General features: G+C 48.4%; 11 protein-coding genes. All 11 read left to right on the forward strand.

The genetic code is table 11. From position 1 onward, the window contains the following. The first annotated feature begins 23 nt into the window (after positions 1–23). The gene (locus ODZ53_RS04620; protein ID WP_372676396.1) at positions 24–1,589 is read left to right on the forward strand and encodes an AMP-binding protein; all 1,566 of its coding nucleotides are present in this window, start codon (positions 24–26) and stop codon (positions 1,587–1,589) included. Between the two features lie 25 nt (positions 1,590–1,614). After that, complete coding sequence (locus ODZ53_RS04625; protein WP_372676114.1) at positions 1,615–2,694, forward strand: M42 family metallopeptidase; 1,080 nt, start codon at positions 1,615–1,617, stop codon at positions 2,692–2,694. A 40-nt stretch (positions 2,695–2,734) separates the two neighbouring features. Continuing rightward, entirely contained in the window at positions 2,735–4,378 is a 1,644-nt protein-coding gene (locus tag ODZ53_RS04630; RefSeq protein ID WP_372676115.1) for an ABC transporter substrate-binding protein, read from the forward strand. A 31-nt stretch (positions 4,379–4,409) separates the two neighbouring features. Next, a complete protein-coding gene (locus ODZ53_RS04635; RefSeq protein WP_372676116.1) occupies positions 4,410–5,711 on the forward strand; it encodes a serine hydrolase domain-containing protein in 1,302 nt (433 codons plus the stop codon). 35 nt (positions 5,712–5,746) lie between these two features. Beyond that, positions 5,747–6,685: a nickel ABC transporter permease gene (nikB, locus tag ODZ53_RS04640; protein WP_372676117.1), complete on the forward strand. Its 939-nt coding sequence runs from the start codon at positions 5,747–5,749 to the stop codon at positions 6,683–6,685. Position 6,686: 1 nt separating this feature from the next. Next, positions 6,687–7,580: an ABC transporter permease gene (locus tag ODZ53_RS04645; RefSeq protein WP_199926971.1), complete on the forward strand. Its 894-nt coding sequence runs from the start codon at positions 6,687–6,689 to the stop codon at positions 7,578–7,580. Between the two features lie 35 nt (positions 7,581–7,615). Continuing rightward, positions 7,616–8,611 carry an ABC transporter ATP-binding protein gene (locus tag ODZ53_RS04650; RefSeq protein WP_372676118.1) on the forward strand — a complete coding sequence of 332 codons (996 nt, stop codon included), beginning with the start codon at positions 7,616–7,618 and terminating at the stop codon, positions 8,609–8,611. Further along, a complete protein-coding gene (locus ODZ53_RS04655) occupies positions 8,608–9,579 on the forward strand; it encodes an ABC transporter ATP-binding protein (protein WP_372676119.1) in 972 nt (323 codons plus the stop codon). The genes ODZ53_RS04650 and ODZ53_RS04655 overlap by 4 nt, the downstream gene beginning before the upstream one ends. Before the next feature lie 81 nt (positions 9,580–9,660). After that, a complete protein-coding gene (dapF, locus tag ODZ53_RS04660; protein ID WP_372676120.1) occupies positions 9,661–10,503 on the forward strand; it encodes a diaminopimelate epimerase in 843 nt (280 codons plus the stop codon). 140 nt (positions 10,504–10,643) lie between these two features. Next, positions 10,644–11,198, forward strand: coding sequence for a dihydrofolate reductase family protein (locus ODZ53_RS04665; RefSeq protein ID WP_372676121.1), 555 nt, complete (start codon positions 10,644–10,646; stop codon positions 11,196–11,198). A gap of 217 nt (positions 11,199–11,415) precedes the next feature. Beyond that, positions 11,416–12,648: a peptidase T gene (pepT, locus tag ODZ53_RS04670; RefSeq protein WP_372676122.1), complete on the forward strand. Its 1,233-nt coding sequence runs from the start codon at positions 11,416–11,418 to the stop codon at positions 12,646–12,648. Positions 12,649–12,678: the final 30 nt, after the last annotated feature.

Genomic DNA, 12,678 nt, shown 5'->3' on the forward strand with positions numbered 1-12,678 from the left:
AGGAGGGCTGAAACCTTTTGGATATGCAAGAAATCAAGTCTTTGACGGCACGGGCAGCCAAACGATGGGGAGAAAAAACCGGGCTTGTCTTTGATGAATGGAATGAACAACTATCCTTTCAGGAGATAGAAGACCGTTCCAACCAGATCGCTAACATGCTCCAAGTGCTGGGCGTAGGCTATGGGGATCGGGTAGCCGTCATGCTGAGGAACCAGCCGGAATTCCCCCTTACCTGGCTGGCGTTAGCAAAACTGGGCGCGACGATCGTGCCGATCAATGTAAATTACAAAGAGTACGATGCACAGTATATCCTCCACCACTCCGAAGCAATCGTTATCGTAACTTCACAAGAGTTTTTATCCTTGCTACAGAAGATCAGACCTTCTTTACAAACCCTCAAAACAATCCTCTCAATAGACCAATCAGACGATCCCAACGTTGTCGATTTCAGTGCGGTGTGTGAAACAGCGCCCACGACTCCAACAACGCTTCCCGTTTTTCCTGAAACTTTAGTCAACATCCAATATACTTCCGGCACGACAGGCTTGCCCAAGGGGTGTATGCTTTCCCATGAATATTGGCTCACCATAGCAAAAAAGGTGGTGGAGCAGCATCCCCATTTGACCCATTCAGATGTACTGCTAACCGCTCAGCCCTTTTACTATATGGACCCCCAATGGAATTTGCTGGGTGCGATCGCTGTGGGGGCAAAGCTTGTGGTTCTCGATCGATTTCATCCCTCTACATTTTGGGAGAAAGTACGGCAATATGGCGTTACCTTTTTCTACTGCTTGGGGATCATGCCCACGCTAATGGTCAAAGCACCACGCTCGCCATTAGACAGGGAAAATAACGTTCGCACCATCCTTTGTTCGGCCATTCCCCCGCATCTGCACCGCGAATTGGAAGAGCGATGGGGCGCGCCATGGTATGAGGTTTTTGGCATGACAGAGACAGGTGGAGATATTTCGGTAAAACCACACGATCATGACCGATTGCTCGGAACAGGCTGCATCGGAAAACCGGATAAAGACCGGACCGTCCGCGTTGTTGATAGTCACAACCGCCCCGTTTCGAGGGGCGAGGTTGGCGAGCTCCTCCTGCGGGGCTTGGGGATGATGGATGGCTATTTTAAAGATCCTGATGCGACTTGCGCTGCCTTTCAGGGCGGCTGGTTCCACACCGGAGATTTGGTGCGGATGGACGAAGACGGATACATCTATTATGTCGGCAGAAAAAAGGAGATGATTCGTCGGAGTGGGGAAAATATTTCGGCTGCTGAGGTTGAGGAAGTTATGAAAATGCATCCGGCCGTGCAATATACTGCCTGCCTTCCAGTGAAAGACGAATTACGCGGGGAAGAAATCAAGGCATACGTGGTAGTAAAAGAGGGCCAAGTGGTGTCTCCTCATGAGTTGATCGCTTATTGCACCGAGCATCTTGCTTACTACAAGGTTCCACGATATTGGGAATACCGCAGTGAATTGCCTCGTACCCCATCTGAGCGTATAGCCAAGCATGTACTGGCGAACGAAAAAGCAGATCTTCGCATCGGTTCCTTCGATCGCATTGATGATAGCTGGAGATAACATGCAAATGGAGAGGAAGATATGGATGAATAGTTGGGTAAAGGTACTGAAAGAGCTGACAGAGGCTTCCGGAGTTCCCGGACAAGAACAGGAAGTGCGAGAATTAATGCACACCTTTTTGGAACCGCTTACAGAAGAAGTGTTCACAGATAATCTGGGAAGCATAATCGGCCGGAAAACAGGCATGGCCAATGGCCCGAAAATCATGATGATGGGCCATATGGATGAAGTCGGGTTCATGGTAACGCGTGTCATGAAGGATGGATTCATCGCCTTCCAGCCGCTTGGTGGCTGGTGGTCGCAGGTGATGCTGGCACAGCGCGTGAACATTAAAACAGGCAAAGGGGATATTGTTGGCGTAATCGGGTCAAAACCGCCACATCTGCTGTCTTCGGAAGAACGAAAGAAAGTGGTTGAAATCGAACGGATGTACATCGATATCGGAGCATCCAATGCAGAACAGGCAAAGGAGCTGGGTATTCGCCCAGGTGATCCGATTGTGCCGATCTGCCCTTTCACGGTGATGGCGAATGACAAGATGTATATGGCAAAAGCGCTCGATAATCGCGGCGGTTGCTTGACAGCCATTGAAGTAATGAAACAGTTGCAAGAAACGGATCACCCCAACATCGTATATAGCGGCGCTACTGCACAAGAAGAAGTGGGATGTCGCGGCGCATTCACGAGCACGTATATGGTGCAGCCGGATCTATTCATTGCATTGGAGACGGGGATAACGTTTGACACGCCGGGAAGCGCTGACTCTCCTAATTTGCCGGATATCAAGCTTGGTGGTGGGCCAACGATTGGTCTATTTGACGGCTCGCTCGTGCCCAATCGGAAATTGCGTGATCTGTTATTTGATACGGCTGAAGAGGAAGGCATCCCGTATCAATATGCTGCTCTTGCAGGTGCGGGTACGGACGCAGGAGCTGCTCATATGGTTGGCAAAGGGGCTCCATCCATCGTCATTGCAATCCCTGCGCGTTACATTCACAGTCACGCTTCGATTCTCCATCATGATGATGTGGAAAATACGGTGAAATTGCTGACGGCTCTCGTCAAAAAGCTGGATCAAAAAACGGTTGATTGGCTCAAATCGTAGGAGGCGAGGATATTTCCCAAACAAGGGAGTGATGTCATTGATGGGGATAAGAAAGCGGGAAATCGCGACGTTTGTGAGCATTGTCCTTTCCTGTTTTTTACTGCTGGTTATCGTGTCCGGCTGCAATGCGCCAGCAACAAAATCAGGTACGGATGAAGGAAATAAAGATGCCAATATATCTGAGAAAAAGGGCGGAACGATCACCGTTGCGATCGGCAGTGAACCAGATACACTGGATGCCCACAAATCGACCGCGTTAAGCACGGAGGGGGTCGCGCTCAATCTAGGGGGGGCTCTCCTTTACAGAGATCCCCAAACAAATGAGGTCAAGCCCTATCTGGCCGAATCCTACTCCATTTCGGAAGATGGGAAGACATGGACATTTCGCATTCGCCAAGGCGTTATCTTTCATGATGGGACACCGCTCACTGCACAGGCGTACAAGCGAACGTTTGAGCGGGCCATGTCTCCGGAAATCGCACCGAAAGGCGTAGGCATGGTTCTTGGCATCATCCAATCGATCAAAACACCAGATGATCAGACCCTGATTTTGGAGTTGAATGAACCGTCTGCCACGCTCCTCACCTATTTCACTTCCGCTAGCTGGATGCAGCCTCTCTCGGTGGACGCGGTGCAAAAGTTTGGGGATCAATACGGAAGGAATCCGGTCGGTGTCGGTCCATGGAAGATGGAGAGCTGGAAATCAGGAGATTCGATCACGCTGATACAAAATGATGCCTATCGCTGGGCACCGCCCTCCTTTCAAAATCAAGGACCAGTGAGGCCGGACAAATTAGTTCTGAAATTGATTCGTAATCCGCAAACGGCTGTCGCTGCTTTGGAAAGTGGAACCGTCGACATCGCTGATCTGCCTGCGAAAGACGCAAAGAAATTCAAGAACAACAATCGTTTTACCGTACTTGAGCAGACAAAGCGTGGCTTGGGGCTGTTTGTCGAGCTGAACTTGAATAACGAGATTTTACAAGATAAAAACGTACGCAAAGCGTTGCAAATGGCAGTTAAGAAAGAGGCTATCGTGCAGTCGCATCTCCAAGGCGAAGGAATTGTTGCAGATGGTCCGCTGCCTGCCAATTTGTTCGGATACGATCCATCCATTGCCCACTATGCATACAAATACAACCCCGAGGAAGCGGTGAAGCTCCTGGAAGAGGCCGGATGGAAACTGAATGCACAAGGGATAAGGGAGAAAGCAGGAAAACCGCTTCATATCGAATTGTTGAGTATGGAAGTGTGGTCTCAACCTGCCCAGTTGATGCAAGGAATGTTTAAAGCGATTGGAGTAGACGTAAAAATCATTACGCTGGAAGGCAGCGCAGTCGACCAGCTAACGGCTGCTGGCACATTTGACTTGGCGCTTGACGGATACGTCGCTGATGACCCTGATATCTTGTTTCCGTTCATGCATTCGAGTCAGATCGGTGGGATGAATCGTTCAGCCATCCATGACAAAACGATCGATTCCTTGCTGGAAAAGGGACAGGTGACGATGAAGAGCGACGAAAGAGCGAAAATCTATGAAGAACTTCAGAAACGCTCTGTGGAGGAGGCTTTTTGGATTCCCATTTACACGGAAAAACGGTTTGTCGTGGTAAACAACCGTGTTCAGGGACTGAAGCTTGATCCATCCGGACTGAAATTGTATCAAGACGTGTGGGTTAAGTAAGCGCGGAAACAAAAAACAAGGAGAACAGGTCATGAATAGTCAGGAATGGATCGCGAGTTATGAGGAGTTTGTCCGAGAAACCATGATGGAAAGGAAGGTGCCTGGAGCTGCAATTGGAGTGGCTAAAGACGGACAGCTCGTTTATGCCAAAGGCTTCGGTTATCGTGATGCCGAGCAAGGTCAGGTAGCGACAGTTGATACTTTGTTCGGAATCGCTTCGATTACGAAATCGTTTACCGCTATTGCGATCATGCAGCTACAGGAAGCCGGAAAACTGACGGTTACCGATCCTGTTTCCCGCTTTTTGCCAGAGTTTCATGTGAAAACGGGAAGTGGAACGGAGGCCATTACCATTCACAACTTTCTAACCCATTCCTCCGGTTTGCCGCCATTATCTTGCGTCGATGAAGCACTCAAGCTTGGTTTGAACACCTATGAGGAATTGATGACCTATATGGCACAACTGGAATTTACTTTATTGGGAGCACCAGGTACGGAGTTCAGCTATTCCAATGATTGCTATACGCTACTGGGAGCCATTATTGAGCGGGCAAGCGGCAAGCCATATTCGACGTATGTGAAGGAGCATATTCTCCAACCAGCGGGAATGCAGCGTAGTTGCTTTTCTTTGGCGGAGTTGGAAGGGTACGAGGATCGAACACCACTATTTGAGACACCGCCGTTTCAATCATCCGGCGGATTAAAATCAACGCTCACAGACATGATGAGATACACCGAGCTGTTTCGAACGAAAGGTTTGGTTGGCAAGGAACGAATTCTCCGCACGGAAAGTGTGCAGCAGATGACCACCCCTTATTTCCGATGCGAACATAACCAATATTACGGATATGGTATAGCGATTACACCCAATTTCTACGGTGCTGTGATGCTGGGCCATAGGGGCAGCGAGAAAGGGATCCAAGCCTACATGAGCATTATCCCCGAGAACGGATTGGCTGCTGTAGCCCTCACCAATCTCAGCGGTTCGCCAGCTGTCGCATTGGCACATGGAACGTTTCACTGCATCGAGAATCGTCCGGCGAAATCAACACATGTCACCTATAAGGAATATGACCTCCCGACAGATCGTCTGCTTGAATATGCGGGCGAGTACGGCTCAATGGAAGGAATTCATCTTCAGGTAAGCGTGGATGCAGGCACGCTGATCGTAACGGTCGATCATTCGGACTCATTCTCTTTAAAAGCGATTGACGAAGACGTTTTTCTCGCGAACGTTGAAGGGTCGGATCAAACCGTACGCTTTATACGAGACGGGAGTCAAACGGTCATTCGCATGATGGGCTCCTATCGCCAAATTCCCAAGCGAGTTTAGCCATACGCATTCTAGAAGAGAGGAGTGAACCAATCATGAAACAGTATTTGTTGAATCGGATGCTATCAGGAGTGATTGTCCTCCTCGGCATTTCCATCTTTTCTTTTGCGCTTGTCCATTTTATTCCTGGAGATCCGGTACGGATCATGCTAGGGGAAAAGGCTACAAAAGCACAAGTGGAACAGGTACGTGAACAAATGGGGCTAAATCAGCCCCTTCCGCATCAGTACCTGACCTACATGGAAAAAGTCATCCAAGGGGATTTCGGAAATTCCTTACAAACAGAAAGACCTGTCATCGTGGAAATAATGGAACGGTTTCCGGCAACAGCCAAGCTAGCCTTCGCTGGGATTGGCATCGCGGTCGTCATTGGCTTAACGATGGGAATGATCGCTGCAAAATACAAGAATACGCTCTTGGACTTTATGCTGATGGCGGCTGCTTCGATCGGATTATCGCTACCGAGCTTCTGGCTGGGCTTACTCGTCATCATGTTCTTTTCCGTTCAATTAGGCTGGTTTCCAATCGCGGGTGGTACGGGATGGAAGGATCTTGTTTTGCCTGCTTGTACCTTGGGTGTTTTGTCTTCCGCGATGATCAGCCGACTGACGCGTTCAGGTATGGTCGAAGTGCTTTCCCATGATTACATTCGAACGGCACGGGCCAAGGGATTGAGGGAGTCGATCATCCTATTCCGACACGCTTTGTGCAATGTCATGATTCCTGTTGTTACGGTGGTAGGCTTGCAAATCGCGACTCTGCTGGGCGGGGCAGTTATCATCGAACAAGTGTTCAACTGGCCTGGAATCGGCACATTAGCTATCCGTGCGATTTCAGCCCGTGATTTTCCGATGATTCAGGGCATTGTGTTGCTGATGGGCTTTGTCTATGTGGTGGTAAATATGATGGTCGACCTCCTCTATGGTTTGATTGATCCGCGTGTCGACCTCATTACAGAGAAGGAGGGGCGGTAACTTGAATGAGGGGAGCAAAACCGTCGCAGATGGGGTGACGCATGCCAAATTCCCGATTTTCCCCAAGCTTGCCTTTTGGGGAAAAATGAAGAAACAGCGAGCAGCAAAAATAAGCTTGATGGTCCTTTTGCTCATTTCAGCGATCGGAATTGTCGGGCCTTGGATTGCTCCTTATGACCCTACTGAAAGTAATTACGAAGCCTTTCTCCAAGGTCCGTCTGCCAAGCATGTTCTCGGAACGGATGCGATCGGCCGTGATTTGTTTTCCCGTATCTTATATGGAACGCGCGTTACGCTTGTGGTTGCTGTCATGGCGGTCGGCATCACAGTAGCGGCAGGAACGATGATTGGGGTCATCAGTGCGTATGTGGGTGGATTCATTGATCATCTGCTCATGCGGATCATGGATATTTTGCTCGCCTTGCCGGGGATCATTTTGGCCTTGGCCATTGTCGCGGCTCTTGGACCGAGTCAAACCAATGCGATGATCGCAATCGGCATTTCTTCGATACCCAGCTTTGCGCGTCTGATCAGGGCAGCGACGCTCGTGATCATGTCGTCTGGATATGTAGAAGCCAGCAGATCGATCGGGACGCCGAGCTGGTGGATCATTCTTTTCCAGGTTCTCCCCAATATTACGAATGTATTGTTCGTTTACATGACATTGTTCGTCGGGGGAGCGATTCTCGATACGGCTGCATTGGGCTTTATCGGCTTGGGCGCGCAACCGCCGACTCCCGAATGGGGGACCATGCTGAATGAAGGAAAAGATTATTTGTCCGATGCCTGGTGGCTTGCGACATACCCAGGATTGGCTATCACCATTGTTGTGTTGGCAGTAAACCGGCTGGGAGATGCCTTACGTGATATTTTTGATCCTCGTACGCAAAAGTAAAAGGGCAATGAGAGGATGGGAGGGGGACTCCGTTTATGGACAATGTATTGGAAGTGACAGGGCTGACAACCCGGTTCACGAAGGAGTCGGGAACGATTACGGTGGTTGATCAGCTTGATTTACATGTAAAAAAAGGGGAGACGCTGGGAATTGTCGGAGAGTCGGGGTGTGGCAAGAGCGCCGCTTCGCTTTCACTCATGCGCCTGTTGGACAATAATGCCACTTTGACTGGAAGCATTCGATTCAACGGGAAAGAAGTGCTTGCGCTGAGTGAAGCCGAGATGCGCAGTCTCAGAGGCAAGGAAATAGCGATGATTTTTCAGGAACCGATGCATTCGTTAAATCCGGTGTTGACGATCGGCCGGCAAATCAGTGAGGTATTGCACGAGCATGAGGGTGAAAGCAAAGCGGCGGTAAAGCAACGGGTACTGGATTTGCTTACCGTGGTGGGCATCTCCCGAGCAGAAGAGATTTACAGGGATTACCCGCACCGTTTGTCAGGAGGAATGAGGCAGCGGGTGATGATTGCCATGGCGATCGCATGCAATCCGTCATTACTGATCGCTGATGAACCGACGACCGCACTGGATGTGACCATTCAAGCGCAAATCTTGAATCTGATCAAAAAAATCAGAAGGGATATCGGCATGTCAGTGATCATGATTACGCATGATTTAGGGGTGATCGCTGAAGTGTGCGACCGCGTCATGGTGATGTATGCGGGACAAGCGATTGAAACAGCGGACGTACGGTCGTTGCTGCGCAATCCGAAGCACCCGTACACCGTAGGTTTGCTCCAATCGACACCAAGGCAACGCGCAAAGAGGCTTCACAGCATAAAAGGTAGTGTGCCGACACCGGAAAACAAACCCAATGGGTGCAGGTTTGCCCCGCGATGCGATCGAGCGATGGCGATATGTTGGGAGCAGAATCCTGAGCTTCGTCCAGTGGATCAGTATTCATCTTGTCGATGCTGGTTATTTACCCAAAACAAGGGGCATGTACAGGAAAGCTCGGTGGTAGGTGGATGACGACTCCAATCCTGGAAGTGAAAGGACTACGCAAGCTGTTTCGTATGAAAAGAGGGTGGCTTCAACAACCGCATGATGTTCATGCTCTAAACGGAATTGATGTGACCGTCTATGAAGGAGAAACGTTGGGGATTGTCGGGGAATCAGGCTGCGGAAAGTCTACATTGGGAAAATGTATTCTGCGGTTGCTGGAGCCCGTCCAAGGCGAGATTCGTTTCCAAGGGAACGAAATAGGAAAAATGAACAAAAATGAAATGCGTGCAGTTAGACGAAATATGCAAATGGTTTTTCAAAATCCATTTGAAACATTGAACCCGAAACTAACGATCGGGCACATCTTGACAGAGCCGCTGATCTCGCACCGTATTCCCCGGAAGCAGCGACAAGCGCTATTGGAAGAAACGATTGAGACTGTTGGTATGAGCAAGCAGCATCTATCTCGCTATCCTCATGAATTTTCCGGAGGGCAAAGACAACGAATTGGCATCGCCCGTGCTCTGATTCTTCGGCCAAAGCTGATTATCGCGGATGAGCCTGTCTCCGCACTAGATGTGTCGATTCAATCGCAAATCCTTAATTTGCTACAGGATTTGCAAGAACAATTTTCCTTGACGTATGTCTTCATTTCGCATGATTTGAGCGTAGTAGAGCACATTGCCGATAAAGTGGCGGTCATGTATTTAGGAGAAATCATCGAGTATGCAGAGAAAGAAAAGCTGTTCGGACGACCGCTGCATCCCTATACACAAGCATTGCTTTCAGCCAAACCCATTACCGATCCTGATGATACGCGAGAGCAAATTGTGTTGTCGGGAGAACTCCCTTCCCCGTCTAATCCGCCGGAGGGATGTAAATTCCATCCGCGTTGCCGTTCCAGAATGGAAATATGCAAAGTCGAGTTGCCAAAGCTGCGTGAAATAGAAGGGCAATCGGTCGCTTGTCATCTCTATCAATCATGTCCTTCTTAAATCAGAGTGACTGCTCCCAGTCCAACCTGTGGAGCAGTTGCTTGGATGAAAACACTACATCGGATAATCAGGGGGAGCGAAATGTTTGAACATGGGATCCCGTTTAAAAAAATGAATGGCTGTGGCAACGACTTTATTGTAGTAGACAATCGCGATGGCCTGTTGAACGAGGTTGCACTTTCAGCCTTTGTCCAAAATGTATGCAGGCGAGGAGCTTCAATCGGTGCGGATGGGTTCATGCTGCTGGAGAACTCCAACATCGCTGATTTTAAGATGAGGTATTTTAACGCAGATGGCAGTGAAGGAGAAATGTGTGGCAACGGTGCAAGGTGCATGTCGCGCTTTGCTTACGAGATCGGAGCAGCCGAGACGAAGATGAGCTTCGAAACGATGGCCGGCATCTATCAGGCAGAGCTCAATCAAAACAGCGTGAAGGTCAAGTTCCCGGACGTTCCATTGCGAGCGCTAAAACTGAATCAACCCTATGAGTGGGACGGACCGATTGGCGTCTACCACTATGGTGTTGTCGGCGTTCCCCACACGGTCTGGTTTGTCGAAAATGTTATCGCGATAGCGGACGACCAGCTCAGAGAATGGGGACGGATGGTCAGAAATGACCAACAGCAGTTTCCCAATGGTACCAATGTAAATTTTGTGGAACGGATTGATAGGCAAACGCTTAGCATCAGAACTTATGAGCGCGGAGTAGAGGCAGAGACCTACGCGTGCGGTTCCGGATCGACTGCTGCAGCAATCATTGCCGGTATTTTAGGACAAGTAGACACCTCTGTGAACCTGCTTACTCGAGGGGGACTACTTAAAATTTCTTACCATCTCACTGATGATGCTGCCGAATCCGTTTACTTGGAAGGCAACTCAAAGCTGGTAGCAGAAGGATATTTGTTGCCCGATGCATGGACATGAGAACGCCCCACATCCGATTCCCTTTTCGATAGCTTGAGCATGCACGCATTGGTATCTATCGCCAATAAAACGAATAAGACATAAGATGACATATTTAAAGGTATAAAATGGGTGGAGATCAACGAAAGGGGTAACCACTCATGACACGAAGAATCATATTAGATTTAGCCGTTACTTTAGATGGGTTTATTGAAGGGAAAAATGGAGAAGTTGATTGGTGCATAATGGACGCTGAAATGGGGTTTGTTCATTTCTTACATCAAATAGACACGATTCTTTATGGAAGAAAAAGTTATGATTTATGGGGGCAATATACGCCGGAAAATGAACATGCGGATACGGAAAAAGAGATTTGGAGATTGGTTCATAGTAAAGAAAAATATGTGTTTTCCAAGACACAAAAAGGGACTGATCATAAAGCAATATTCATCAACGATAATATTCTTGAAGAAGTCAATCTACTAAAGAATAAGCCCGGAAAAGACATCTGGCTATATGGTGGAGCCAGTCTTATTACAACATTTATCAATTTACAGCTTGTAGATGAATTTCGATTATCTGTTCACCCTGTTACTTTGGGAGAAGGAAAACCGTTGTTTATGGATATAAAACAGAGGTTGAATTTGAGTTTGGTAAATACAAAAACGCTCTCCTCTGGCGTTGTGCAACTCATCTATCATCTGAATGGGAAATAATACTGGACAGAAATTCTAATCAAACCTGCGGTGAGTCTAAGCCTGTATTTTCAGGTCTTGGGTCGCCGCTGCTTTATTTTTCAGAGTCAGTCCAAAATCAATTGAAAGCATGAGGCCAATCGATTGAAGAATCGATGGGGATCGTGGTAGAATTTGTCACGAGATTACCTCTTTTTAGAAAAGGTTTGAAAAATTGTACGGGAGTTGAGATAAGACCATGAAAGCGGAAATCATAAATAGATTCATCTCTTACGCACAAGTTGATACACAATCCGATGAAAACAGCGAAACGTGCCCTTCAACACCAGGACAACGAGTACTGGCCCAAATGCTTGTAGACGAGCTGAAAGCTATAGGTATGCAGGAAGTTACGATAGATTCGAACGGTTATGTAATGGCAACCTTGCCATCCAATACAGACAAAGAAATTCCCACAATCGGTTTTCTTGCTCATATGGATACAGCCACCGATTTTACTGGCGCTGACGTGAAACCGCAAGTCATTGAAAATTATAACGGACAAGACATTGTCTTGAATGAAGCATTGAATATTGTCCTTTCGCCGCAGGAGTTTCCAGAGTTGGCTGGCTACAAAGGCCACACCTTAATCACAACAGACGGTACCACATTACTTGGCGCTGATGATAAAGCCGGTATTGCCGAGATCATGACCGCCATGGATTATCTGATTCGCCATCCAGAACTGAAACATGGGAAAGTAAGAGTGGCCTTCACCCCGGATGAAGAAATCGGCAGAGGCCCTGATAAATTTGATGTGTCCGCCTTCGACGCCGTATATGCCTATACGATGGATGGCGGTCCTCTTGGCGGGATCGAGTACGAGAGCTTTCATGCTGCATCTGCCACCATTACCTGCAAAGGGACGAACGTTCACCCCGGATCGGCCAAAGGCAAAATGGTCAACGCTGCTAAAATAGCCATGGAGCTGCATGGAAAGCTGCCGACTAATGAAACGCCTGAGGAGACGGAAGGCTACGAAGGCTTCTATCATCTGTCTTCCATTCAAGGTGACGTCGAGCAAACGCAGCTGCGTTATTTGATCCGGGATCACGATCGTAATCGGTTTCAAGAAAGAAAGTCTGAACTGGCTCGTATCGTAGAAGAGTTACAGAAAACATACGGAGAGAAGCGAATTGAACTCGAAATCAAAGACGAATACTTCAACATGCGGGAAAAGATTGAGCCTGTCATGGAAGTAGTGGACATCGCCACGCAAGCACTAGAAAACCTCGGAATCGTGCCAAATATTCAACCGATTCGCGGTGGTACGGATGGCTCCCAGCTATCCTACATGGGGTTGCCAACTCCGAATATTTTCACAGGCGGGGAAAACTACCACGGGCGGTTCGAGTATGTTTCGGTAGACAACATGCTGCACGCTGTGAACACCATCATCGAAATCGTTAAGCTGTATGAGCAAAGAGCTTGATGGCGAGGTAGCTTTATGCTGTAGTCAGGA

Origin of the sequence: Brevibacillus sp. BD137 (assembly GCF_041644655.1) — a bacterium.
In the GTDB taxonomy this organism is placed as follows: domain Bacteria; phylum Bacillota; class Bacilli; order Brevibacillales; family Brevibacillaceae; genus Brevibacillus; species Brevibacillus brevis_D.